The sequence below is a fragment of the Corynebacterium sp. HMSC05D03 genome (genome assembly GCF_001807205.1).
Taxonomy (GTDB): Bacteria; Actinomycetota; Actinomycetes; order Mycobacteriales; family Mycobacteriaceae; genus Corynebacterium; species Corynebacterium aurimucosum.
Genome location: NZ_KV788186.1, coordinates 225,634 through 250,315, shown reverse-complemented (window position 1 = coordinate 250,315; position 24,682 = coordinate 225,634). Strand labels below are relative to the sequence as shown.

The 24,682-nt window shown below is 60.9% G+C and carries 24 protein-coding genes; 12 read left to right on the top strand and 12 right to left on the bottom strand.

The genetic code is table 11. The annotated features are described in order from the left end of the window. The 4 genes from HMPREF3147_RS10670 to HMPREF3147_RS10655 all read right to left on the bottom strand — a co-directional run. Positions 1-942, bottom strand: a 942-nt coding sequence (locus HMPREF3147_RS10670) for an aminotransferase class I/II-fold pyridoxal phosphate-dependent enzyme (RefSeq protein ID WP_246815771.1), incomplete at its 3' end; no start/stop codon positions are given. After that, positions 943-1,581: a DUF3239 domain-containing protein gene (locus HMPREF3147_RS10665; RefSeq protein ID WP_070447348.1), complete on the bottom strand. Its 639-nt coding sequence runs from the start codon at positions 1,579-1,581 to the stop codon at positions 943-945. It abuts the gene before it with no gap. Positions 1,582-1,585: 4 nt separating this feature from the next. Continuing rightward, the gene (locus HMPREF3147_RS10660; protein ID WP_070447345.1) at positions 1,586-3,223 is read right to left on the bottom strand and encodes a DNA repair helicase XPB; all 1,638 of its coding nucleotides are present in this window, start codon (positions 3,221-3,223) and stop codon (positions 1,586-1,588) included. A gap of 37 nt (positions 3,224-3,260) precedes the next feature. After that, positions 3,261-5,363 carry a helicase-associated domain-containing protein gene (locus HMPREF3147_RS10655; protein WP_070447342.1) on the bottom strand — a complete coding sequence of 701 codons (2,103 nt, stop codon included), beginning with the start codon at positions 5,361-5,363 and terminating at the stop codon, positions 3,261-3,263. A gap of 100 nt (positions 5,364-5,463) precedes the next feature. Here HMPREF3147_RS10655 and HMPREF3147_RS10650 point away from each other — a divergent pair, with 100 nt between their 5' ends. Further along, on the top strand, positions 5,464-5,649 hold the full coding sequence (locus tag HMPREF3147_RS10650; RefSeq protein WP_010187772.1) for a hypothetical protein: 186 nt from the start codon (positions 5,464-5,466) through the stop codon (positions 5,647-5,649). Between the two features lie 458 nt (positions 5,650-6,107). Here the strand turns inward: HMPREF3147_RS10650 and HMPREF3147_RS10645 are convergent, their stop codons facing one another. After that, positions 6,108-6,746, bottom strand: coding sequence for a resuscitation-promoting factor Rpf1 domain-containing protein (locus tag HMPREF3147_RS10645; RefSeq protein WP_046647288.1), 639 nt, complete (start codon positions 6,744-6,746; stop codon positions 6,108-6,110). Between the two features lie 530 nt (positions 6,747-7,276). On the opposite strand from HMPREF3147_RS10645, the gene HMPREF3147_RS10640 reads away from it, so the two are divergent. Further along, on the top strand, positions 7,277-7,657 hold the full coding sequence (locus tag HMPREF3147_RS10640; RefSeq protein ID WP_046647289.1) for a cold-shock protein: 381 nt from the start codon (positions 7,277-7,279) through the stop codon (positions 7,655-7,657). Positions 7,658-7,799: 142 nt separating this feature from the next. Here HMPREF3147_RS10640 and HMPREF3147_RS10635 read toward each other — a convergent pair whose 3' ends face one another. Both HMPREF3147_RS10635 and HMPREF3147_RS10630 read right to left on the bottom strand, forming a co-directional pair. Next, positions 7,800-8,402 carry a DUF2771 domain-containing protein gene (locus HMPREF3147_RS10635; RefSeq protein WP_070447338.1) on the bottom strand — a complete coding sequence of 201 codons (603 nt, stop codon included), beginning with the start codon at positions 8,400-8,402 and terminating at the stop codon, positions 7,800-7,802. Between the two features lie 11 nt (positions 8,403-8,413). After that, complete coding sequence (locus HMPREF3147_RS10630; protein WP_070447335.1) at positions 8,414-9,262, bottom strand: glutaminyl-peptide cyclotransferase; 849 nt, start codon at positions 9,260-9,262, stop codon at positions 8,414-8,416. Between the two features lie 65 nt (positions 9,263-9,327). On the opposite strand from HMPREF3147_RS10630, the gene HMPREF3147_RS10625 reads away from it, so the two are divergent. The 3 genes from HMPREF3147_RS10625 (at position 9,328) to HMPREF3147_RS10615 (ending at position 12,352) form a co-directional block, all read left to right on the top strand. Continuing rightward, positions 9,328-9,957 carry a DUF3027 domain-containing protein gene (locus HMPREF3147_RS10625; RefSeq protein WP_371325748.1) on the top strand — a complete coding sequence of 210 codons (630 nt, stop codon included), beginning with the start codon at positions 9,328-9,330 and terminating at the stop codon, positions 9,955-9,957. Positions 9,958-10,083: 126 nt separating this feature from the next. Next, positions 10,084-11,487, top strand: a complete 1,404-nt coding sequence (locus HMPREF3147_RS10620; RefSeq protein ID WP_049154149.1) for an NCS2 family permease — start codon at positions 10,084-10,086, stop codon at positions 11,485-11,487. 43 nt (positions 11,488-11,530) lie between these two features. Next, positions 11,531-12,352, top strand: a complete 822-nt coding sequence (locus tag HMPREF3147_RS10615) for a TrmH family RNA methyltransferase (RefSeq protein WP_070447332.1) — start codon at positions 11,531-11,533, stop codon at positions 12,350-12,352. Here HMPREF3147_RS10615 and HMPREF3147_RS10610 read toward each other — a convergent pair. From HMPREF3147_RS10610 to serC, 3 genes are all read right to left on the bottom strand, one after another. Continuing rightward, a complete protein-coding gene (locus HMPREF3147_RS10610; protein ID WP_070447329.1) occupies positions 12,304-13,134 on the bottom strand; it encodes a DUF6928 family protein in 831 nt (276 codons plus the stop codon). The genes HMPREF3147_RS10615 and HMPREF3147_RS10610 overlap by 49 nt on opposite strands. A gap of 13 nt (positions 13,135-13,147) precedes the next feature. After that, positions 13,148-14,332: a septation protein SepH gene (sepH, locus tag HMPREF3147_RS10605; protein WP_070447326.1), complete on the bottom strand. Its 1,185-nt coding sequence runs from the start codon at positions 14,330-14,332 to the stop codon at positions 13,148-13,150. Between the two features lie 118 nt (positions 14,333-14,450). Continuing rightward, positions 14,451-15,581 carry a phosphoserine transaminase gene (gene serC / locus HMPREF3147_RS10600; RefSeq protein ID WP_049154155.1) on the bottom strand — a complete coding sequence of 377 codons (1,131 nt, stop codon included), beginning with the start codon at positions 15,579-15,581 and terminating at the stop codon, positions 14,451-14,453. Positions 15,582-15,732: 151 nt separating this feature from the next. Between serC and HMPREF3147_RS10595 the strand changes: the two genes are divergently transcribed. The 6 genes from HMPREF3147_RS10595 (at position 15,733) to HMPREF3147_RS10570 (ending at position 22,078) form a co-directional block, all read left to right on the top strand. Then, a complete protein-coding gene (locus HMPREF3147_RS10595; RefSeq protein WP_080975042.1) occupies positions 15,733-17,025 on the top strand; it encodes a citrate synthase in 1,293 nt (430 codons plus the stop codon). Between the two features lie 173 nt (positions 17,026-17,198). Then, the gene (locus tag HMPREF3147_RS10590) at positions 17,199-17,555 is read left to right on the top strand and encodes an FKBP-type peptidyl-prolyl cis-trans isomerase (protein ID WP_010187736.1); all 357 of its coding nucleotides are present in this window, start codon (positions 17,199-17,201) and stop codon (positions 17,553-17,555) included. Between the two features lie 164 nt (positions 17,556-17,719). Further along, on the top strand, positions 17,720-18,577 hold the full coding sequence (locus HMPREF3147_RS10585) for an aldo/keto reductase (protein ID WP_049154157.1): 858 nt from the start codon (positions 17,720-17,722) through the stop codon (positions 18,575-18,577). Positions 18,578-19,011: 434 nt separating this feature from the next. After that, the gene (locus HMPREF3147_RS10580; RefSeq protein ID WP_049154159.1) at positions 19,012-19,356 is read left to right on the top strand and encodes a DUF485 domain-containing protein; all 345 of its coding nucleotides are present in this window, start codon (positions 19,012-19,014) and stop codon (positions 19,354-19,356) included. Positions 19,357-19,359: 3 nt separating this feature from the next. Then, positions 19,360-21,006: a solute symporter family protein gene (locus tag HMPREF3147_RS10575; RefSeq protein ID WP_049154161.1), complete on the top strand. Its 1,647-nt coding sequence runs from the start codon at positions 19,360-19,362 to the stop codon at positions 21,004-21,006. A gap of 49 nt (positions 21,007-21,055) precedes the next feature. Beyond that, positions 21,056-22,078 carry a hypothetical protein gene (locus HMPREF3147_RS10570; RefSeq protein ID WP_049154163.1) on the top strand — a complete coding sequence of 341 codons (1,023 nt, stop codon included), beginning with the start codon at positions 21,056-21,058 and terminating at the stop codon, positions 22,076-22,078. A gap of 23 nt (positions 22,079-22,101) precedes the next feature. On the opposite strand, the gene HMPREF3147_RS10565 is transcribed toward HMPREF3147_RS10570, so the two are convergent. Then, on the bottom strand, positions 22,102-23,028 hold the full coding sequence (locus HMPREF3147_RS10565; protein ID WP_049154164.1) for a DUF1906 domain-containing protein: 927 nt from the start codon (positions 23,026-23,028) through the stop codon (positions 22,102-22,104). A 196-nt stretch (positions 23,029-23,224) separates the two neighbouring features. On the opposite strand from HMPREF3147_RS10565, the gene HMPREF3147_RS10560 reads away from it, so the two are divergent. Further along, the gene (locus HMPREF3147_RS10560; RefSeq protein WP_239663568.1) at positions 23,225-24,208 is read left to right on the top strand and encodes a hypothetical protein; all 984 of its coding nucleotides are present in this window, start codon (positions 23,225-23,227) and stop codon (positions 24,206-24,208) included. A 31-nt stretch (positions 24,209-24,239) separates the two neighbouring features. Here the strand turns inward: HMPREF3147_RS10560 and HMPREF3147_RS10555 are convergent, their stop codons facing one another. After that, on the bottom strand, positions 24,240-24,668 hold the full coding sequence (locus HMPREF3147_RS10555; RefSeq protein WP_049154167.1) for an OsmC family protein: 429 nt from the start codon (positions 24,666-24,668) through the stop codon (positions 24,240-24,242). Positions 24,669-24,682: the final 14 nt, after the last annotated feature.

Below are 24,682 nucleotides of genomic sequence, written 5' to 3'. Positions count from 1 at the left end.
CACATCGGCAACCACATAGTAAGTGCCGCCGGTGTCATGCACATGGAATCCCAGCTGCTTGAGACCTTCTACAAGGATGCTGCGGCACTCTGCAAGTTCAGCCACCATGCCGTCCAACCACTCTTGTTCATTACGCAGGGCATGGGCCACGGCTGGCTGGAAGGGTGTGGTGGAGACGAAGGTGGTGAATTGCTTGGCTTTGATGACGCCGTCGAGAAGCTTAGGCTCCGCAATGGCCCAGCCGGTCTTCCACCCGGTGCAGTTGAAGGATTTGGCGGCAGATGACACGGTGACGGTGCGGGAGGCCATTCCCGGCAGGGAAGCGATGCTGACGTGGTCGGTGCCGAAGGTGAGGTTTTCATAGACCTCATCGGCGAGAACCAGCAGGTCCCTTTCCACGCAGAGTTTGGCGAGCTCGGTGAGTGCTTCGCGGGAAAAGACCGAGCCGGTCGGGTTGTGCGGGGTGTTGATGATGACCATGGCGGTCTTATCGGTCACGGCTGCACGCACCGCATCGACGTCGATATCCCAGCTATTGCCGGATTCCTTCAAGGGGACGGGGATGCGGGTGGCGTCGGCAAGCGCGATGGCAGCGGCATAGGCATCGTAGTAGGGCTCGAGGACAATGACCTCGTGGCCCGGTTCTACCAAGCCGAGCACCGTGGCGGTAATCGCTTCGGTAGCGCCGGCGGTGACCACGACGTGGTCCTGGGGTACGGAGTAGGTCTCCGCGATGGCGCTGAGCAACTCCGGGACCCCGCGCAGGGGAGCGTATTGGTTGTTGCCACCGGCGATGTTTTCCTGGGCGATCTCCAGCATGCGCTGCGGGCCGTCGCTATCGGGGAAACCCTGGCCCAGATTTACCGCGTCATTCTCCACGGCGAGGGCGGTCATGGTGGCGAAGATGGTTTCGCCGAATTCTTGTAGTCTCTCAACTGTCATTTACAGCACCAACAAATCGTATTTCGTAGCTTTTACATCGGTCAGACGCTTGCGGGCGCGCTCGAGGCGCTGCCACTGGTCTTCCGGAATGGATTTGCGGGCAATCGTCACGGTTTCCGCATCCGGGGTACCCCAGGCAATCGGCATGGGGGTGATTTGCTGCCAGTGGTCTTGATCGCCGCTGCTGCGCTGACCGGAGACCGCGGCCACCGGAACCTTGGTTCCCACGGTGCGCTTAATGCCCGGGATATTGGTGACCGTGCGCAGGCAGGCGCCCCAGCGCGGCGGAGCCTTCGGGTCCACGTTGGTATTCACCAGCGCCATGAGGACCATGTCGCGCTCGTTGACCTCTGCGACGACGGCGGGGGCTAACGGATAGGAATCATAGAGTTTCTGAGCCGAGCCGACCTTGCTTGAGGCCAAGACGCCGATGACGGCGCAAAAGATTCCGAAGAGCACCATGCCCAGCGCTAGTGTGATGCGCCCAACGGCCTCCATGCCGAAGTAGACGGCAATGCCGCCGATGATAATTAAAAGGCCCATGATGAGTCCGGAATTGCGCAGGCGCGCGGAATCACGCAGGAGCTCATTGTTCTTCTTGGCAAAGTCTTCGTTGACTTCAAACTTGAAAATCTTCATCAGCTCACAAGTCTACTTCGTCCACCAGCCGGTAGGCATAACCTTGCTCGGCCAAAAAGCGCTGGCGGTGCATGGCATATTCCGCATCGATGGATTCGCGCGCCACCAGAGTGTAGAAGGTAGCCTCCTGCCCGTCCTTCTTCGGGCGCAGCAGGCGGCCCAAGCGTTGGGCTTCTTCCTGCCGGGAGCCGAAGGTACCGGAGACCTGGATGGCCAAGGCAGCCTCGGGAAGGTCGATGGAGAAGTTCGCCACCTTGGATACCACCAGGGTGAGAAGCTCGCCCTCGCGGAATTGTTGGAAGAGTTTTTCGCGCTTGGCGGTGGAGGTCTTGCCGTCGATAACCGGCGCGTCTAGGTGCTCACCGAGCTCCTCCAGTTGGGCCACGTAGGCGCCGATGATGAGCGCCTGCTGACCTTCATGTTTCTTCAGCAGCTTGTCGACGGCCCGCAGCTTCGCGCTTGCCGACGCCGCAATCCGGTAGCGCTCCCGCGCTTGTGCGGTGGCATAGAGCAGGCGCTCCTCCTGCGTCATGTCCACGCGCACCTCGACGCAGTCCGCGGTGGCGATATAGCCGGCGGATTCCAGCTCCTTCCATGGCGCGTCATAGCGTTTGGGCCCGATGAGCGAAAAGACATCGCCCTCGCGGCCGTCTTCGCGGATGAGGGTGGCGGTCAGCCCCAAGCGGCGGCGCGATTGCAGGTCGGAGGTCATGCGGAAGACCGGGGCAGGCAGAAGGTGGACTTCGTCGTAGATAATAAGTCCCCAGTCATGGGAATCGAAGAGTTCGAGTGCCCGGTATTCGCCCTTGGTCTTGCGGGTAACCACTTGGTAGGTGGCGATGGTAATCGGCTTGATCTCTTTCTTTTCGCCGGAGTATTCACCGATCTCTTCCGCGGTGAGGCTGGTGCGGCGCAGTAGTTCATCGCGCCATTGGCGCCCGGCCACGGTGTTGGTCACCAGGATGAGCGTGGTGGCCTGTGCTTTGGCCATGGCGGCAGCACCCACGATGGTTTTGCCCGCGCCACAGGGCAGGACCACGATGCCGGAGCCACCAGACCAGAAAGAATCGGCGGCATACTGCTGATAATCGCGTAAGCTCCAGTCCACCTCCTCCGTGCTCAGCGCGATGGGGTGGGATTCACCATCGACGTAGCCGGCGCGGTCATCGGCGGGCCAGCTGGCCTTGAGCAGCTCCTGCTTGAGCCGCCCGCGCGCGGAAGGTGGGACGGCGATGGTGTTGTCATCAATGCGCGGGCCCAGAAGTTCGCTGACCTTCTTGGTACGCGTGAGCTCCTCTAGGATGACAGGCTCGTCCGATTCGAGGATGAGACCGTGGGCCGGATGTGCCAGGAGGCGCACGCGGCCGTAGCGCGACATGGTCTCGGCGACGTCGATCAGCAGCGCCTGCGGCACCGGGAAGCGGGAGTAGTTCTCCAGAACGTCGACGACTTGCTCGGCATCGTGCCCGGCGGCGCGGGCATTCCACAGTGCCAGTGGGGTGATGCGATAGGTGTGGATGTGCTCGGGCGCGCGCTCCAGCTCAGCAAAAGGTGCGAGCGCTGCGCGAGCCTCGTCGGCCTGCGGGTGATCCACCTCGAGGAGGACGGTCTTGTCCGATTGGACGATGAGTGGTCCGGGCATGTCTGGGGCCTTTCTACTCTGGGCGTCAGGGAAGGACTTAATCCCTGTCGGCGAAGCGGACGGAGGAAATGCGGTGAACCGGGAAGCGCACGGGTTTGCCCGCTGTGCCTAGGGCATCAATGTAGCCGCCTTCCACCGACAGTGGCTTCACAGTCACGGTGCGCAGCTCGCCGCTTTTATCGGCATAGGAGATCACGATATCGGCGTGGAAGCGCGCGGCGGCACGGGCGAGCGTGAGGGGATCTGGCTCCTCTTCCTTCTGCGCGCTCGGGTTCTGTGCTGATTGCCGCAGGGCCTGCACGGCTTCATCCACCGAGGCGGGCTCGCGCTTGCGGGGCTTTGTGCGGGGCGTGGGCAAAAGGTAAGGCTCGGGGGCGACGGCCAGGGAGGCGCCGGATTCATCCTCCGCAGTGGGGGAGAGCCCCTTAGTGCGCAGCTTCTCCAGCAGCTCGCCCACGCGCAGCTGAGATACCGCCACGGTGGGCGCGAGCAGGCGCAGGCCGGGGACTGAGGCAACTGCGAGCTCCAGCAGCGCGGGATCCTCACTGCGCAAATAGGACAGTGCAGGTCCACTGCGGAGGGTGCCATGGCGCTTGGCGACGTCCCCGATGGCAAAGCTCAACGCCTGCGGCACGCCTGTCGGGGAGTGCGCTTCCAAAAAGTCGGTCATTTCCTGGGCGGTGAGCCCCTGGTCCATGCCGCGGCGAATGGTGGCCTCGCTGATGCGGTATACGCTGGCTAGGCCTGGGGATTCGAGGTCCGCCAGGGATGCCAGGGTGCGGTGCGTGGCCGGCTCAAGGGGGCCGGGAACGAGGACGGTGAGGTCTTGCTGGATGATAAATTCGCTGACCGTTTCGGGGACGAGTGTGGCGGCTGCGGCGGAATCACTCAGCACGCGGGTAGCCTTGCCCAGCGCTATAGCACCGATCCATTCGGCTTCGGCGCGCAGCTGCTCAATGGTCACCGTGCGCGTGTGGCTGGCAAAGAGCGGGGAGCGAAAGCGTAGGTCCTCCCAGAACTCTTCGTTGTTCAGCGCGACTGCGGAATGTGCATAGACGCCGAGAACGAAAGCACGGAAGCGTGGCAGGCGGCGCACGAAGCTGTCCTCCGCGAGGACCCGCGAATCGCTCCAACTGGCCCAGGGGGAGGTACGCCAGGCGTCGAGAAGAATGCGCCACTTCTCCCCGAGATCGGCCTCGAGCCAGTCCTGGGAGCCAGTGGTAGGTGCGAGGAAATGCCCCTCCAAGCCATCCGGCTCGCCGCGGTGGAGAAGCCTAGCATGGTGGCCCAAGCAGATAAGCCGCGCAACCTCCTCCTTCTCCAGAGCGAGGTCCTTGGCCAGTTGGTTGAGGGGGCGAACGCCGACCGAAGAGTCTTTCAGCAGCGCTACCGGATGGCTTCCGAGCAGCTCGATGAGCCTTTCCATGCCGCGCACGGCTTCCACGCCAGCTGCCGCGCCGGCGTCGTCAGCCCTGGCATCCGGTTCTGGGGTACCGGCGCGCCCCGAGGGGGTGGTGGGAATGGGCGGGGTGGTATCACCAGTCAGCAGGCGGGCGAGCGAGTGCGGCAGGCGCACCGAGTGCGCGTTGATACGCTCCAGAAAACCTTTGGCCAGCAGGCGCTTGGCGGGATCCTCGGAGTTGATGTCCGGCTCGGTGTCGGTGGTATAGCCCATGCCGTCGCCATTGCTTAAAGCATCAAGGACTCGGCGCTCCTCGGGAGCAAGCGCGGCTAGATCCTTCTCATCGAACTCTACTTGGTTGCGCAACGACCAGCCGGTGGGAAGTGAGCCCATCACGGCGGTGACGATGCGCACCTCCGGGGCGTCACCAAAGACGAGGCCGCGTTGCTTGAGCTGCGAAGTTACCTCAGGGTTGGTGTCCTCTACCATGTCCACTTCGCCGCCGCGTAGGGCGATATCTTCTAAGACAGCCAGCTGCTCGGCGTTGCTTGCTGCTAAGGCGTCCACGACGTGCATCGGCAGAGTTAGGCGCGAGGCGAGCGCGTCGAAGTCTTTTGGTGCGGGGGAGAGGACATCGCTGCGGGTGCTCAGCAGGGCGCGCAGGTCTTCATCGGGTAAGCGGCTGAGCCACTCGCGGTAGCTCTCGGTGACGCGGGCGCGGTGTGAAGGGGAGGTCATAATGGCGATCAAGCTTAGTAGTTAGTGGAAGGGGGAGGCATGGGGCCCTCGTTGGGTCAATAAGTTACTTTTTGCCGCGGGGTTTGGAATAATAAGGACCATGTCGAACGAGAACAAAGGCTTTGTATCCCCGGCTTGGCCGAAGAACAGCCCCCGCGAGCACGCAATTACTGAACTTACTGCACCTTTTGCTGGTGCTTCCAGCCCGTACGGTGACGACCTGATTCTGCCGATGCCGGCAGAAAAGCTCAACTACGTTCACCCGTACACCCGCATCAACCGCTAAGTAGGCGCGCAGAAATCTGCGCTTCACTTAGCGGATCTGTCGAGCCTTGACGGCTTGCTTTCAGCCCCTCCGAGAATGTTCTCCTCGGTGGGGCTATACGTGTTTGTGTCGAATTCTGTTGTGCCGACGTTAGTCGGCACGGGCTTGGGCTTTAAAACCAGCCCTGCCCTGCGTTGGGCAGTGATCTTCCACGCGTCCTCGTCTGGGAACGAGGAAGTATTCGCCTCGGCTGCCGTTGCTTGAACAATCGCGGGGAAGTTGAGGCTGGCGATGCGGTGAATGATATCGCGCCAGGTCGCGTGCAGAGGAAGGCGTTGTCGTCGAGAAAAGGCTTAGACCTGAAATAGGCCGCTTGGTTCTATACAAAACTAAAAGAGGCTGGATGGTGAAAGCCATCCAGCCTCTTTCTATGCAGTTAAAGCTCGGCCATGACGTGCCGTGCCTGCACGGCGTGCTGCTTAGCGTGCAGCCAGAACCTGTGCCAGCGGGTCGATGATGTGGCGGTTAGCGGAGTAGAAGGCGTTGAAGTCGTGGCGGTTAGCCTTGTACTGCTCGGTGAAGGAAGCTGGAATGGTCAGGCCGTACTGGGTGGCGGTGTCCTCGATGAGGGTGTAGAGGGCATCGGAAGCCAGCTCGTCGGTGGGTTCCTCGGCAGCTTCCTGGACAGCCTTCGGTGCCTCAGCCGGAGCCTGCGGTGCGGCCGGTGCCGGAGCGGCGTTGACGTTGCGCGGGGTCGGGGCGGAGTTCAGGCCCAGGCTAGCGGAGCAAGCCGGCCATGCGCCCCAGCCCTGCTGTGCCAAGGTGCGCTCAGCAACAGCGATCTGCTGCTCGCGGGTAGCCAGGTTGGCGGTTGGAGCGAACTCGCCGCCGCCGTATGCCTGCCAGGTCTGAGCGTTGAACTGCAGACCGCCGTGGTAGCCGTTGCCGGTGTTGATGGCCCAGTTGCCGCCGGACTCGCACTGTGCGAGGCGGTCCCAATCGGAATCCGGTGCGGCGGCAGCGTTCGGAGCCATGATGGCTGCGGCAGCGCCGACGGCAACGGTGGAAGCGGCAAACTTGGTTGCGATGGACTTGTTCTTAGCGGAGTGGCGTCCCATTAAAGTATTCCTTCTCTAGGTTGTTCTTGCTTTCTCGCGCCCAGATGATGCCCAGTCCGGCATATAGTTTTGCAATTGATGCTCATGTTCATGCACATCATGTATGGCCGCCGTGTGGAAGCCCGGACTGTGTCTGGGGCGAGACTTCCACGGCCGGCGGCCGAAGTGCCTGAGGGAGAGAGTAGCGGTTTATAACGAAACAGTCACGTTAAATGGCCCAAAACGGTAACGAAAGTGCCGATTCCTCTGCGTTTCCCCTGTTCGCGGTGCAAATGTTAGCTACCTCACATATGTAACGGGTGTGGTTGCTGGGGTGATATCTACCGTGGGTTTCTTTGTCGGGAGTCGGAGGGTTAAAATGTATCTCTTTAAAAGTTCCACGGATAGTCCCTCCGCGCGGCCGCGCATGAATTCAGATCACGCTTCGCCGCGCCTCCTCGTCCCAAGACTGGCGGAGCCTATCAGCCTGGTGCCTGGCAGCGCCTAAGCTCTTAGACGAGGAGACACGGAAAGAAAGTGAGTGAAGAGCCATGCCTATCGGCAAAGTGAAGTGGTATGACGCAGACAAGGGCTTCGGCTTTGTCAGCAATCCTGGTGATGAAGACGTCTATGTTGGTCGCAATGTGCTGCCCAAGGGCGTTGATGAGCTGTACCAGGGCCAGCGCATCGAATTCGATTTCGCGGCTGGCCGCCGTGGCCCGCAGGCGCTGCGCGTGAAGGTGCTTGATTCCCCGCGCCGCCGCACCCCGGCCCGCAAACCGGAAGAGCTGGCGAGCATGCTCTCCGACGTCATGACACTGCTTGAGACCCAGGTGCAGCCGGTGCTGAGCCAAGGACGTTATCCAGAGCGCAAGACTGGCCGCCAGGTGGCAGAGATCCTGCGCGCTATTGCCAAGGATTTGGATAGCTAAGAGGTCTAAAGCCTTAGGCCCGTAACTGAAAAGTGCCCTAGATGACGAAAGCTGTGCTGATTTTTTAATAATCAGACGTACTTTTGGCAGCTAGGGCACTTTGTCGTTTGCGGGGAGGAAGAGGGGAAGAAGCAGGGCGTTGCTATTTCTTAGCTTTAGTTTCGGCCTCGTCCCCTTCGGCGTTATCCGAAGACTTTGATTCCTTGAGCTCTTCATCAGTCATGGTGGACAGTGACCATACCGTGTGCATCGGGGTCTCCTCGCCGTTGGCATCCTGGCCAATCATCAGGGTGGAGATTTCCACCACCATCAACTTCGGGCGTTCACCGGTGGAGGCTTCAATCGGCGGTACAGAGCCGGGGATTTCCAGAGACGCGGTTTCGTTGGCACCGTGGGAGGTGCTGTCATTAGCAGCCGGGTCGTCGTAAATGGACAGCACCGACCACTCATGGTTGGAGATGGCTTCGGGGATCTCCAATTTCAGGGTGTCATCGGGGCCCACCGTCAGATTAGGTACGTCGCCTTCTTCGCAGTCCGTGCCAGGCTCGCAGACGATGTAGGGGGAGAGCTCTAGGGTGTCCTCGCCAACAGTGGCCGTGATTCTGACGTCTTGTGGCTCGGGGCCCGGACGGTCGTTCCACCACTTCTGGAACAGCACCACCGCCACGACGATGACTGCCACAGCGATGATGAGCGCCAGAAACTGCAGCAGCGATTTCTTCCTTGTTTGCTTCACGGTAGCCATGGCTGAAAATCCTACTCGAAGCGCACCCGGTACAGCTCATCCCATAGCTTGCCGGTGATCCAGAACTCATCTGTGCCCGGGATATGGGCAATGCCGTTGAGGACGGCGTTGGGATCCGCCGAGGGGACATGGTTGAGGTTTGCGGTATCGATCACGGCGGTGACCGCGCCGGATTCCGGGTCGATGCGCAGGATATCCTCGCTCATCCAGACGTTGGCATAGACCGCGCCCTCGACGCACTCAAGTTCATTGAGGTTATCCACGGGGGAGCCGTCGAGGGTGACCTCGGTGCGTGGGGCGAGCTCCTCGAAGGTCTTCGGATCGAGGTGGCGCAGCTCGGCGGAGCCGTCGGACATGATGAGCTCGGAACCCGCGTTGCACAGGCCCCAGCCCTCGCCGTCGTAGGTGGCACGGTCGAGCTCGTTGAAGGTCTCGGGATCTCGCAGGAAAGCTGTACCGGATTTCCACGTTAGCTGCCAGATGCCGGCGTCGGTCTGAGTGATGCCCTCGCCGAAGAATGAACTCTCGAGTGTGGTTTCTTCCGACGGGGTGTGCGTCCCCGGCGTGAGGCGCAGCAATCGAGACTTGCCGTTCAGCCCAGTGCCTACCAGAAGGTTGCCAGCGGGGTCGACCTCCAAGCCTTGGGTGAAGGTATCGGGAGGCAGGGGTGCGGTGTCGAGAACAGTGACGCCGAGGTGCTCTGGGGAGCTCGCGCTTGGCGACGTCCCACCCGCCGTAGACGAAGAAACATCCTCGTGTGCGGCTTGAGAAGAGCATGACGTTAAGGGTGCGAGCAGTGTGGCAGCGGAGAGGACGGTAGCAAACGCGCGGAGGGTGCGGTCGGTGTGGAGGAGAGGCATGACTGTCATTGTGCACTATGGCGCGGTACGTGATTAATAATGGGAGAGTGACTCGCAAGAAAAAGATGCATTCCCCGCTTCTCGATTCGACCGCCGTCAACCTGGCGCGCCGAGCTGTGGAGGAGGTGGGTGAGGGGGACGTCGGCAAGCACCGTGGCGTTGCCGGAGTGGGCCGCAACGTGGCCACCCATCGTTTTGATGCGCACGTACCGGGCTATCCGGGGTGGGAATGGCACGCCGTCGTTGCCTGCGCGGAAGGCTCGCGCACCCCGACCGTCAATGAGGTCGCGCTTGTACCGGGCGGCCAGGCCCTTCAAGCGCCGGAGTGGGTTCCTTATTCCGAGCGCCTGCGCCCAGGAGACCTTGGTCCTGGCGACCTCATGCCGCCCGCTCCCGATGACGACAGGCTGGACGAAGGGAAGCTCTCCCAGGTTGGCCTCACGGAGGCCAAAGAGCGCTGGCGCAAGAAGTACGGGCCGAATTCGGAGATGGCGGCGCAGGCCCAGTTACAGTGCAAAACCTGCGCTTTCTATCTCGAGCTGCTGCCTAATTATGGCGTCTGTGCCAATGAATACTCCGCGGATGGAAAAGTGGTGCACGCCACCTACGGGTGCGGCGCGCATTCCGGCACCACCGTCCGTGAGGAGGGATCGGAGCAGGAGAGGCCCTTCGATGATGAGAGACCCATCTATTAAAGAGTGAGGTTTCCTTCCCGCGCGCAGCAGCAATGCCGCGTGCGGGTTTTGCGTTTTAGTGCCTCGATGGAGCACCCTTAGCAGGTAAAACTTCATTTCTCTAGATAGAAGGGGCGCTCTCTCACGATGAACGCAGCTATCGATCGCTATTTCAAGATTTCCGAACGCGGATCCACCGTAGGAACCGAGGTCCGCGCCGGCGTGGTCTCGTTCTTCGCGATGGCCTACATCATTCTCCTCAACCCTCTCATCCTGGGTACCTCCGCCGACTCTGCCGGAACCACCTTGGGCATCCCGCAAGTCGCCGCTGCCACCGCGCTGGTGGCCGGTGTTATGACCATTGCCTTCGGCATGATTGCGCGCTACCCGTTCGCCATGGCTGCGGGCCTGGGCATGAACACCTTTGTGGCCGTGACCATGGTTTCCCTCAACGGCTTGGAATGGCGCGAGGCAATGGGCCTCGTCGTCATTGAAGGCCTCATCATTGTTCTGCTGGCCATCTCCGGTTTCCGCCAGGCGGTCTTCGACGCCATCCCCGCCTCCATGAAGGCCGCGATGGGCGTGGGTATCGGCATGTTCATCGCGCTCATCGGTTTCGTGGACGGCCACTTCGTCACCCGCGTTCCGGATGCTGCAATGACCACTGTTCCGGTGAGCCTGGGAGTCAACGGCTCGATCGCTACGTGGCCGGCCTTCGTCTTCGTCGTGGGTCTGATTCTCTCCGCCTTCTTCGTCATCCGCCAGGTTCGTGGCGGACTGTTCATCGGCATCGTCATTACCACCATCATCGCCATGATCATCCAGGCACTGACCGGCTCCGAGGACTGGGGTATGGCCACCCCGGAGGTACCTAGCTCCCTGGGCGGTCTGCCGGACCTATCGATTGTGGGCCAGGTGGATCCGATTAGCGCCTTCACCAAGCTGGGTGTGGTCTCCACCGTCTTGCTCATTTTCACCCTGCTGCTCACCAACTTCTTCGATGCCATGGGCACCATGAACGGCTTGGGCAAGCAGGCCAACCTTGTGGACGAGAAGGGCAACCTTCCGGAGATGAAGACGGCCCTGGTGGTGGAAGGCTTTGGTGCCGTTGCTGGTGGTGCCGGTTCGGTGTCCTCCAACACCGTGTTCGCGGACTCAGCGGCTGGTATCGGTGACGGTGCCCGCACCGGCCTGGCTAACGTTGTCACCGGCATCATCTTCCTGCTGGCGATGTTCCTCACCCCGCTCTACGAGATTGTGCCCATTGAGGCCGCAGCCCCCGTACTCGTTATCGTCGGTGTGATGATGGCAGCCCAGCTCAAGGACATCGAGTGGAACCGCATGGAGGAGGCCATCCCGGCCTTCCTCACCATCGTGGTTATGCCGTTCACCTACTCCATCGCCAACGGTATTGGCGTGGGCTTCATCGCTTATGCACTGATGGCGACCTTCGCCGGGAAGGCTAAGAAGGTGCATTGGATCATGTGGCTCGTGGCTGCTCTCTTCGTGGTCTACTTCGCTATGGATCCCATTAGCTCGCTGTTGGGATAGCCCGCCTGGGATGAACGCTTGGCCCGGCGCTTAGACTAGGGCCATGCGTTTTGTCATTGATGACCCCACAGACCCTCGCCTGGACGATATCCGCGATCTCAAGCATGCGGATAAGTCCGGCGAGGGTTTCGTCTTTGGTGAGGGCCCACTGTGCGTGGAGCGCCTGCTCGCCTCTCGCTTCCCGGTGCGCTGCATCATTGGTTTTGAGGGGAAGTTGGATACGTTCCTGGAACACCACGATGTTGGCGATATCCCCGTTTACCAAGTAACCCGCCAGACTCTGGGGGAAGTAACAGGCTTTGATATGCACCGTGGGCTGGTTGCCGTAGCCGACCGCGCGGAAGCCTGGACCGTGGACGAGGTCGTTGAGGGCGCGCGCACCCTGGCCATCATGGAAGGCGTAGGCGACCACGAAAATATCGGATCGCTCTTCCGCAACGCTGCAGGCATGGATGTCGATGGCATCCTCTTAGGCTCTGGTGCGGCGGATCCGCTCTACCGCCGCTCGGTGCGTGTGTCCATGGGGCACGTTCTGCGCTTGCCCTGGGCGCGCTTCGACGGTGGTTTTACCACCTGGCAGCGGGGTCTAGAGCAGCTGCGTGAAAAGGGCTTCCGGCTGGTGTCGCTGACCCCTCATCCAGACGCGGTGCATATCGCCGATGCCCTAGCAGGCGCAGACAAGGTGGCTCTGCTGGTTGGTGCGGAGGGGCCGGGTCTGACTGAGCATGCCATGCGCGCTACCGACGTGCGCGCCCGCATTCCTATGGCGGAGGGCACGGATTCCCTTAATGTGGCGACGTCGGCAGCCATCGCCTTCTACGAGCGCCAGCGCTCCCAGAGGCTCCGCGAGGTCGACACCGCATAGCGGCGCACCAGCCCGCCTAAGTGCTTGGCGGTACGGATGATCTCTTCACCAGTGGATTCCGGTTCGAGGTCGTGCTCCTCGTAGTCGTCATAATCGTTAAGTCCCAGCTTCGCTACCGAGGTAGTGGCCACCTCGGCTACGCTTCGGCGGGGTGGGGGAGTATCGACCTTGGGCTCAGGGCGGCCGTCGGTGGCGTAGCCCACGACGTCCACGTCCGGCCCGTCTTCGCCCACCTCAATGCCCAGCCAGAATTCCTGGGCCGCCTCGGTGATGGTGAGTGGCTCGAAGGGCAGGGAGATACCACCCGCAGGCTCATCCATCTCCCCGGCCCAGAAAGGGGCCTCGAAGGTTTCAGGCAGGCCATGATCCTCGTAGAGGTTAAAGCGCGTTCCGCACAGGGAGCGCCGCAAGCGGCTGCCCGTCCAGTGCGCAAACCCGGCGTAGCCGGTCTCCGCATTGGAAGCAAAAGCGTAAATTTCCGTGGCGGGCACGGCCTCGCGCAGGGTGCGGGAGAGTTGCGAGAGAATCAGCTGATCATCGTGGATGATGGTCTGCACGACGGTCACACCCGGATAGCCACCCACATAGAACTCGCTCGCGCCGGGCTCGGCGGAACGGTTGAGGGGGAATTGACCGATGGGCGTGACGGGTAGAGAGGGATTGAGTTGAGCAAGGAACTTGCGGCCGAAGCCGCGGTCGGCCTTGGGCTCGCCGCGAAGAACTTCGGCGGGATCGGCGGCGGTGACGTACCAGAGAGTGAGAACGGCGCTTTGGGTATCCACGGCAGGCTACTCGCTAATTGCGGGGGCGCTTGGTAGAGGAGCGGACGCCGAGCAACACATCCTCCCAGTGCGGGGTGACGGCCTTACGGCGGCGCTTGGTGGGTTTGGGTTCCGGATCCGGGTTCTGGAGGAAGTCCTCGTCCACTCCCGTCTCCTTCTCCTCGGACTGCGGTGCGGACTCCTCGCCAGCGGGAGCTGAGTCCTCAGCGCTTGCGGTTTCGGCCGGGTGCTCTCCGCCGTGCGGGGAGGGGAGCACGGAAGGCTCGGCGTAACCGTCGGCGTCTTCTCGGTTACCGGCGTTGTCGCCGCCGGTGTAGGAAGACAGTTCCGTCACGCCGGGAGTACCAGCGCGCGCGTCCTCGTTGACCTCCCGCTCTTCGGCGTAGTCGCGTCCGTCGATGGCTTCGTCATAGCGCTCGCCGCGGCCCACGGAGGTTAGCGAACGCACCGGCTGGACGAAGTCCGGGTCCGTCAGGTCTGCCGCCACAGAGTTGCGTGCCTCCACCGTGGCCGGCGAGGACATGGTCTGCTTGAAGGTCCACTCTGCCTCGTTGGCGGATAGCCCAGTCTTCCAGGTGATGCGCAGGATCCACGGCTCGCCCTGGTGGCGGTAGGCATCCCACGTGGCCTCCGACAGCGAGTGTCCGCGGGCGGCGAAGGCAGTGGCCAGAATCTCCCACAGGGTGAGCTTGGCCGGGCCATCTTCGCGGATGGGGTGTGCCTGCTTGGCGACGTCCGCGATGCGCGCCCGCTCCAAGAGCACTGGGTGCGCGAAAGGCTCGATGCGGGATTCCGGAACGCCGAGTTCCTCGGCGATCTCCGCGGCAGTTGCGCCGGCGCGGATGCGGGACTGAATCTCATTGGGCCGTAGGCGGATTTCTTGTGCCTGCGGTGCGGGCTGGCTCTGTGGGGAGGAAGGTGAGCCGCCAGAGGCGGGCATGACGGTGCGCAAACCGGTGGAGCGCTCAGCCTGTGCAGGCGCGGTGGTGGAATCTTCGGTTGCTGTGGTGGCGTCGCCCTCATCCTGGGCGGCCGAGTCTTCCGCCGCGGTCTCGGATTCAGATTCGGCGGAGTCGGCGGGAGCGAAAAGCTCGCGAAGCTCGTCGGTGACTTCGAGGAAGAATTCCTCACCATCCTCAGCCCGGAGGACGAGCGAGGTGTCAGTTGAGTCGCTGGGTGCGAGGAAAATCTCGCGCATGATGGCGCTCCTTAGCCTGGTAGCGGACATGTGATGAAGTCCACTTTACCCAGAACATGCCCCGAACTCTGGCAAGAGAGCGGGGCATGTTGTGTGACGTAACTAAAAGGAGTGAAACTTAGCGGTTGTCTAGGACGTAATCGATAGCCTTGGTGAGCTTGGTGACGTCCGCCGAGTCAATCGCCGGGAACAGGCCCACGCGCAGCTGGTTGCGGCCGAGCTTGCGGTAGGGCTCGACGTCGAGAATGCCGTTGGCGCGCAGCGTTGCGGCGACCGCAGCGGCGTCGACTGAATCTTCGAAGTCAATGGTGCCGACCACCAGGGAACGCGCTGAAGGCTCGGCCACGAAGGGGGTGGCCTCCGGGCGGGCCTCTGCCCAGTCGTAGAGGATGGAAGAGTTCTCCGTGGTGCGCTTGACCATCCCGTCGAGGCCGCCGTTGGTGTTCATCCACTTGACCTGTTCCTCCAGCATGAGCAGCGTGGCTACAGCCGGGGTGTTATAGGTCTGGTTCTTGCGGGAGTTGTCCACTGCAGTCTGCAGGTTGAGGAAGGCCGGGATGAAGCGATCGGAGGAGTTGATCTTCTCAATGCGTTCGAGGGCTGCCGGGGACATTGCTGCCAGCCACAAACCGCCGTCGGAAGCAAAGCACTTCTGCGGGGAGAAGTAATAGACATCGGCATCAGCCATGTTGACCGGCAGACCGCCGGCACCAGAGGTGGCGTCGACGACAACAAGCTGCTCTGCGTTATCCGGATTGGGGCGGGTCACTGGGACCATCGCACCCGTGGAGGTTTCATTGTGGGCCCACGCGATGATGTCTGCGCCTTCGGCGGCTGCTGTCTTCGGATCTGGGGCGGTGCCGACCTCGGCTTCGGTGACGAGCGGGGTGTCGAGCCACGGGGCAGCGGCAGCGGCTTTAGCAAATTTAGAGGAGAATTCACCGAAGCTCAGGTGGGCGGATTTTTTCTCGATCAGTCCGAAGGTTGCTGCGTCCCAGAAAGCGGTAGCGCCGCCAAGGGAGAGAACAATTTCATAGCCCTCTGGTAGGGAAAATAGCTCAGAGAGCCCCTCGCGAATGGAGCCGACGAGGTTCTTGACGGCTGGCTTGCGGTGCGAGGTACCAATGATGGTGTCGGCACCGGCGGTGATTGCCTCAATTTGGGCTGGGCGGACCTTGGAAGGCCCGCAGCCAAAACGGCCGTCGGAAGGGAGGAGATCTGCTGGCAGGACGAGTTCTGAGTTGCTCATGGGGGCAGTGTAGCCTAATTTCGTTCGCACACTAGATACTTTGCCAGGATTGCCAATGTTGGCAGAGTCACAGGTTTTGCTACAGTGTGAAGAGGTTTAGATCTGTCGCGCCGGCCGTGGTCGGCGTTGAACATTGAGGAAAGGAAAACACGTGGCTTCTGAAAAGAACAAGGTTGTACTGCAGTACCCCGGCGGCGAGTACGAGATGGACATTAAACAGTCCACTGAGGGTGACTCCGGCTTCGACATTGGCAAGCTCCGTAACGAGACTGGCCTGGTGACCTTCGACCCGGGTTATGCAGCGACCGGTTCCACCGAGTCCAAGATCACCTTTATTAATGGTGAGGAAGGCATTCTCCGCCACCGTGGTTATGACATCGCGGATTTGGCTGAGAACGCCACCTTTAACGAGGTGTCCTACCTGCTGATTAAGGGCCACCTGCCGACCGAGGACGAGCTGTCGAAGTTCAACACTGAAATTCGCCACCACACCCTCCTGGATGAGGACTTTAAGGCGGCCTTCAACATCTTCCCGCGCGATGCGCACCCGATGGCCGTTCTTGCCTCCTCCCTTAACATTCTCTCCGCTTACTACCAGGACCAGCTCAACCCGCTGGATGAGGAGCAGCTGGACAAGGCTACCGTCCGTCTGCTGGCTAAGGTGCCGATGCTGGCCGCTTATGCTTACCGCGCATCGCAGGGTAAGCCTTATATGTACCCGGATAACAAGCTCAACGCACGCGAGAACTTCCTGCGCATGATGTTTGGTTACCCGACCGAGGACTACGAGGTTGACCCGGTTGTGGCCAAGGCCCTGGATAAGCTCCTCATCCTCCACGCTGACCACGAGCAGAACTGCTCCACCTCTACCGTCCGCATGATCGGCTCCGCGCAGGCCAACCTGTTCGTTGCCATCGCCGGTGGTATCAACGCGCTGTCTGGCCCGCTGCACGGCGGTGCTAACCAGGCCGTTCTGGAGATGCTTGAGGATATCCAGAACAACCACGGTGGTGACGCTACCGACTTCATGAACCGCGTGAAGAACAAGGAAAAGGGCGTTCGCCTCATGGGCTTCGGCCACCGCGTGTACAAGAACTACGACCCGCGCGCGGCAATCGTCAAGGACACCGCTCACGAGATCATCGATCACCTGGGCGGCGACCCGATGCTGGATCTGGCCATGAAGCTCGAGGAGATTGCGCTGAACGACGACTACTTCGTCTCCCGCAAGCTCTACCCGAACGTGGACTTCTACACCGGCCTCATCTACCGTGCCATGGGCTTCCCGACGGATTTCTTCACCGTCCTCTTCGCCATCGGCCGCCTGCCGGGCTGGATTGCTCAGTACCGTGAGCAGCTTGAGCTCAACACCAAGATCAACCGCCCGCGCCAGATTTACACCGGCGAGACCCTGCGCAAGGTCACCCCGCGTAGCGAGCGCTAAACGGTAGCCTCTACGGCGGCCGTCTACAGGCCGCCGCGGCTTAGCGTATAGCCCATACGCTGCATTTCTAGGGCCGAGCCCCACATCTCCGTTTATACTGGAGGACGTTGTGGCTCGGCCCGAAGTGTATGCGGCCAGCAAAGAAGAAAGTAATCCAAGGAGGATAATCCCCAATGGAAAAGCCCGTAATTGAGCCGGCAACGGAGCCTGCTCCCCAAGACCTTGTCATCGAAGACATTGTGGTGGGTGACGGCGCCGAAGCCCAGCCGGGCGGCTTCGTTGAGGTCCACTACGTTGGTGTTGACTACGAGACGAACCAGGAATTCGACTCTTCGTGGGGCCGTGGCCAGTCCATCGAATTCCCGCTGACCGGTCTCATCGCCGGCTGGCAGGAAGGAATCCCTGGCATGAAGGTTGGCGGCCGCCGCAAGTTGGTCATCCCGCCGGAGAAGGCCTATGGCCCGGCTGGTGGTGCACACCCGCTGTCTGGCCGCACGCTGACCTTCGTCATCGATCTCATTCGCGCCTAAAGGGGGAAGGGGGCACAGCCCCTCTTTATCTCTTCAAACGACGCCCTGACCGGCCGCGCAGTAGAGCATGGCACACATTGGTGAGGGCGTTTCGCGCGTTTTCGTCGGGGCTGAAGGAGCCGTACCGCCCTTTTCTGCTACGCAGCGCGCGGCAGTGCGGCACAATGGGGGACATGAGTGTCCCACAAACTACGTTCAATGATGACCGCGAGATGCCGCTATTGGGTCTCGGAACCTACAAGCTGCGCGGGGAGGAGCTTGTCCGCTCCGTGCGCGAAGCCATCGACCTAGGCTACCGCCACTTCGATACAGCCACCCTCTACGAGAATGAAGAAGAGCTGGGCCAGGCGCTCAACGCCGCTATGAAGGCCGGCGACGTGACCCGCGATGAGCTCTTTATTACCAGCAAGGTCTGGCACGACCACCATGGCAAGGACAAAGTGGGCCAGGCTTTCCGCGAGTCCCTGGACAAGCTGCAGCTGGATTATCTTGACCTCTACCTCATCCACTGGCCCTGGCCACAGGGCGGGCTGTACGTGGAGACCTTCGAGGAGATTGCCCGCATGCAGGGCATGGGTCAGATTGCGTCGATTGGCGTGGCCAACTTCTATGAAGAGACTCTGCAAAATTTGATCGATGAGACGGGTATCGTTCCGGTCCTCAACCAGGTAGAGCTGCACCCGGGCTTTACGCAGTCGGAGCTGCGTCGATTCCATGACAAGCATGACATCGTGACGGAAGCCTGGTCGCCTCTGGCGCGCGGTGTTGTCCTCACTAACCCCGAGGTTGAGGCAGTAGCTGAGAAACACAATATTACTGCTGGCCAAGCTGTCCTGGCATACCTGTTGAGCAAGGGAATTTCGGTCATTCCGAAGTCCAGCCGCCGCGAGCGCCTGGCGGAAAACTTCGCTGCCGCGGAGGTAGAGCTTACTGCCGAAGATGTCGCGGCACTCGACGCGCTTGATAGTAAGGAAGGCTTTGGCCGAATGTTCAAGGACCCGCGTGAGTTTCCTGGCGCCTAAAGCTTGAACACTGCGGGGTGCGTTACGTGCCCGTGAGCGATGGAGCCCGTCTTCCGCACCGCGCTCTTTTTCCTTCAATGTTTTGGGAAGAAGGGTGGGGTGCTGAAGGCGGGCTTTGTTGTGTGCCTGGGAAGGTGGGGATCGGCAGGAGAGGAGAGTGAAGATCTGTTAAAGATCCTGCGAAGTTTCGGTTTGCTAAATTAGATTCCCTCTTTGAATTCTCCTGTGGGGGTGCTAGCGGTGAGCTGAAAATGCCTCGTAGATGCAGGGGTAGGGGGTAGTAAAAGTGTGTGTTATTAACTTTTCTTGGCAGGATTTACAACCTTGCAAGGGCAGTTAGGTAACTTACTGTGCAAGGCAAAACGTGATTGAAGACACTACCTTTGTCTCTCACCGCGGTTTGTGGAGAAAAGACCCCTTGTAAGGAGAGCGACATGACTGACGCACCTGCTTCGATTAACTCGCGCCGCGAACCTACGCCGCAAGAGTTCATCGAGATGCGTGACAGCCCGCAGTTTGCCAAGCTGCGCGGCACATACCGCAAGTTCACCTTCCCCATGACTGTGGCGTTCTTTGTGTGGTACGTCCTCTACGTGCTGGCCGCCGTTTTTGCGCCAGACTTCATGGCTATTGAACTTGGGGGAGGCTGGAACGTTGGCCTCATTTTCGGTCTGGCCCAGTTCCTGACCACCTTCATCATTACGTATATCTACGTTAACTACGCCAATAAGAACATCGAGCCGCAGGCAGCGGCCATTCGCCAGGAACTGGAGGGCTAAACAATGCAGACCATTACTTTGGCCGCAGCGGAATCCTCCGCCGGCAATCCGATTCTCAATATTTCAGTCTTTGCGGCGTTCCTTGTCGTCACCATGTACGTGGTGCTGAAAGCCGGTAAGTCCACCAAGGAAGCTTCTGATTTCTACACCGGTGGCGGTAGTTTCTCCGGCCGCCAGAATGGCCTGGCTATCTCAGGTGACTACCTGTCCGCCGCATCCTTCTTGGGCATCGTCGGTGCCGTCGCGCTCAATGGCTACGATGGCTTCCTTTACTCGGTGGGCTTCTTCGTTGCCTGGCTCGTTGCTCTAATGCTCGTCGCCGAGCCGATGCGCAACGTCGGCCGTTTCACCATGGCGGACGTGCTGTCCTTCCGCCTCAAGCAGCGCCCGGTGCGCGTGGCGGCGGCAATCTCGACCTTGTTCGTGTCGCTGTTCTACCTCATCGCACAGATGGCCGGCGCGGGCTCCCTCGTGGCCGTGCTCCTGAATATTCACGACTTCAAGTGGCAGGCCGTCGTCGTCGGCATCGTGGGCATCCTCATGATCGTCTACGTTCTTGTCGGTGGTATGAAGGGCACGACCTACGTGCAGATGATCAAAGCCGTGCTCCTGGTCACCGGTGTGGTCATCATGTGCATCCTCACCTTTGTCTTGCTGAAGGGCGGCTTCAGCGCCCTGTTTACCCAGGCGATTGATATGCACGCTAATTCCGAAGCAATCAAGGAAGGCGGCTACGAGGCTTCCCAGATCATGGAGCCGGGGTTGAAGTACGGCAAGAACCTCACCACGAAACTCGACTTCATCTCCTTGGGTATCGCCCTCGTTCTCGGTGTTGGTGGCCTGCCGCACGTTCTCATGCGCTTCTACACGGTGCCGACCGCGACCGAGGCTCGCCGCTCCGTTACCTGGGCCATCGTCATCATCGGCGCCTTCTACCTGATGACCCTGGTTCTGGGCTACGGCGCTGCCGCCCTCGTTGGCCCGGACCGCATCCTCGCCGCACCGGGCGGTGCGAACTCCGCGGCCCCGCTGCTGGCGCTGGAGATCGGTGGCTCCATCTTCATGGCGGTCATCTCCGCGGTGGCCTTCGCTACCGTTCTGGCTGTTGTCGCCGGCCTCGCCATCACTGCTTCGGCCTCCATCGCGCACGATATCTACCACTCCGTCATCCGCAACGGTGAGTCCACCGAGGCTGAGCAGGTTCGCGTTTCCCAGATCACCGTGGTCGTCCTGGGCATTGTCTCCATCATCCTGGGCATTCTGGCCATGACCCAGAACGTTGCCTTCCTGGTGTCCCTGGCCTTTGCCGTGGCTGCCTCCGCCAACCTGCCGACCATCCTGTACTCCCTGTACTGGCGTCGATTCAACACCGCAGGTGCCGTGGCGTCGATGTACACCGGTGTTATCTCCTGCTTGGTACTCATCTTCCTGTCCCCGGCAGTCTCCGGTACCCCGACCTCGATGTTCCCGAACGCTGACTGGTCCATCTTCCCGCTGTCCTCCCCGGGCCTGGTCACCATCCCGCTGGCCTTCTTCGCCGGCTGGATCGTTTCCATCATGACCCCGCCGGACAACCTAGAAGAACTGTCCGCCGAGATGGAGGTTCGCTCCCTGACCGGCGTGGGTGTTGAGGCTCCGGTGGATCACTAAAACGCCTCAATCACACCGTTTCAGGCGGTAGAGAGTAGAATCAAACATCGTGTTTTACTCTCAGCCTTCTCACAGGGCGGCGTCAGTGCGAGCTGGCGCCGCCCTTCTGGCGTGCGTACTCGGTGCAGCCTCTCTCGTTGCGTGCTCGCCAGCGCACGAAGAAGACTCCGCGGCTGGCGGTTCAGCGCAGACCAGCGCACGCAAACCTGGCCCCATCACACATCGGAAAGGCCAGCTGCAGCTGGCTGCTGTCCCGGACTCAGTAGGTCAGTTCCTCAAGGGCGATGAGTCCAAGGCCATCACGTATTACCGCATTGAGACGGGCATGCACATGGGCTCGACCACTGAACACCAGCCGCGCTATGCGCTGAGCTTGATTAAGCTCTACATCGCAACCTACGTGCTGGAACGCGGGTCTTTCGAGGACAAGTACCTAGCGTTGGATATGGTTGCTGATTCCTCTGACGAGAGTGCCGCACAGCTCTTTGAGAAATATCCGCGATCCATCGATGCCATTGCTAAGGAATATGGCTTGGAGTCCACGTCCGCGGGGGAGGACTGGGGGCATTCCATGACCTCTACGTACGACGTTGTGAGGTTCATTGTTCAGCTCATGGAGGATGATCCGACCCATCCTGTGCTGGTAGCTATGTCCCACGCCGATGCTGTATCTGCCGACGGATATCAACAGAACTATGGCACCGCGAAGCTGAGCGACGTCGTGGGCTCTAAGTGGGGATGGTCGGACAGCAAGGATCGTCATTCCTCGGTGTCTTTTGGAGAGAACTTTGTCGTGGCTGCATCCATCGAAGGAAGCGCTCAGGAACTCACGTCCTATGTACGCAAGGAGATCACCGGTAAGAACCTGGTGAAGGGCAACAACCTGAACAAGGAGGCGCTGGCTAATCCTGGTGCTGTTGCCACGCGCTTGACGACGTCCAGCGCTGCGCCCACTGCGACCTCCACGACAGCGACGCCGGCTGCCGCGACATCTTCGGAGCCGTCTTCTTCTGCGCCGTCCTCTCAACCAACGTCTAGAACGTCGGCCTCGAAGACCTCTGCGGCGCGGTAAGGCGCCGCGCCGCTGCGGGGCATTTAGCCCATGGACTTGCGCACGGTGTTGAGGATATCCACCGCGCCGCGGACTTGGTCATTGCTGATGGAAGAACCAGCAATGGTGATGCCATCACTGCTCACACTGGAGCCGCGACCAGTGGGATCCGGCAGGGTGATGTTGGGCAGCGGGATGTTGTCCGGCACGCTCGGGATGTCTTTGACCTTGGGCGGTGTCACCGCGCCTTGGCCCGGGGTCCACTGACCCCAGTCATTGGCGTAGACGGTGTTAATATCGCAGGTCACGCCGTCGATGGTGGCCTGGTTCTTGGCTTTTTGGTGGATGGTGGTGCGCGGGTGAATCTTGCCGCCCGAGCCCCAATCGTGCATCCAGTAGAACTGGCCAATGCGGTCGTTGACACACCAGTCGATGACGTTGTAATTGCCGTACACGCCGGTCTGGTAGCCGGCCGCGCTCAGCGCCGTCGAGAAGGCCTTGAGGTAGGGGCGGATTTGGTTCTCATACTGGGCGCGGGTGGGGTTGTTATCGATCGCGATGTAGATCGGGCGGCCCTTCGGCCCGCCAGCGGCCTTGTGAATGGCGATGGCCTGCGGGGCGTGGACGGCGGCACCCGCGGCACCGTTGAGCCAGTCGGCGGTCTCGGCGCGGCCGAACTGGTAAATGGAGGCGGTCTTCAGGCCGACAGCGGCATTGGCCTTCGTTTCCGCCAGCGTGACGGGTTTGCCCTGCATCCAGTTAGCGCCGGGGCGGCGCTGGGAAACATAGCGAATGGCGCCGAGGTGGCCGGCGGCCTTGATGGCGCGCGCAGAAGGGACACCGGCGGAGAAGTCAATAATGGTGCCCACAGCTGGACCCACGGCGAGCGCAGCGGGTGCTTGGCTGCCGATGGCACCGGCGGTCAGCGCGAGAGCGCCAGCTTTGATGAGTAAACGGCGGGACAAAGACATGATGGAGTTCTCCTAGCGAGGGTCAAGTGGGCTGACAAAGATGGGGCCGAAGAAAGTATCTGAAGTCACTTTAGCCACGATGGTCTAAAATTGCACCACAATTAGTATGGGTGGGTGCACAGGTGCGCCTCGCAGAGCCATAAACGTGCACGGAGCCCCATAAGACGGAGGAATAAGTATGGCTGAAGAGCTGAGAATGCGTTTCATTCAGGGCGACAGCGTGTTCCGGCTGAACCACCAGCAGTTCAGCGATGCTGAGGTGCAAGCGGTGCTTCAGGGTTACATCGAGAACTGCCGTCGGAACTCTCAGTGGATCCTCGATACCCGTGAAGAAGGAAACACCCTCGTGGTGGAGCATCTTTTCCCCGCGGAAGAATTCATCGAGGCGAATAATGGCCGCCTGCATATCGATGAGGCTTTCGTCGAATCACTGCCCCTGACGTACCCGATCGTGTTTGAGATCCGCTCGGGCTACCTGCGCATCCACAAGCCGCTAGCCAATAAGTACGGCGCTCTCCTGTCTGACTTCATTCGTGGCTTGTGGGAAGTGTTGCTGCAAGGTCAGATGCACTACCTGTGGGATCACGGCTTTGCGCAGTGTGGTGGTGTGGGAACGATACAACTCAACGCCTATGGGCTGCTGGAGCCGGACGAGCCGCTCATTGGGTTTTACCGGGTAGACGTCGATATGCAGCACGAGGCCTGGGTGTACATCACCCCGCAAGGGCTCATCCTGGTTTTCGACGATGACGACGTCCTTGCCTTCGACAAGGTGGACATGCGCAATCCCTCGATTCCTTCAGGAGTCTTTTCTTTTAGCATGCTCAAGGCTGAGGTGGTTGGAACCGGCGGCGGCAAGACTATTAAAACCTCAATGAGCCCAAAGGATCTTGGGGAACTGGACCAGGCTCGAACGGATATCCGCACCATGTTGTCCTCGCCACACCAAGGGCGGCCGCGCCGCATGGTGGATCCGAACCCGCTTCCCTGGCTCGTGGTGGACGGCGAAGAGCTGGGTTATATGGCACAGGCGGATCTGGAGCGCTACCGCCGCCAGCGCAGCAATGCTGGGCGCAATCCCTTCGGGGATGGCTCCCACACTATGCAGCAAGCCATGGACAACCCCTTCGCCGAATCGTGGGAGGAGAACCCTTCGCGCGACGATAACCCTTTCGCTTAAAGCGCCCCACAGGCGCTTAAAACGTGCAGCCTTAGGGCTGAGTCGTGCGGAAAGTGACGTTAGTGGGGTTTTCCACCGTGCGGGACACGGTGCAGTCCTTGTCGTGGGAGATGCGCACGAGGCGCTCCATCATGGACTGGGCCTGACGGCCGGCATCGGTATCGGGGAAGCGGAGGGAGAATTCCACGTCGACGTCGCTAAGCCTTGAGGCGCCGTCCTCGTTGACGCGGGTACCTTCCACGTGAACGTCGAAAAGCTCCGGCTCCGTGCGCCGGGAGGTAACTACGTCGACGTCCACGGCTGAGCAGCCCGCCACGGCGGCGAGGAGCAGCTCAACAGGACTCAGTAGTCCCTCGCCCGAGCCGAACTCGAGGCTGGTGCCCGCCGCGTTCGTGGCGCGGTAGTGGCCGGTATCTACGCGGGTGACATCGACGTTGTACTTCTTAGTGATATTGCTCATGAGCGTTCATCCTA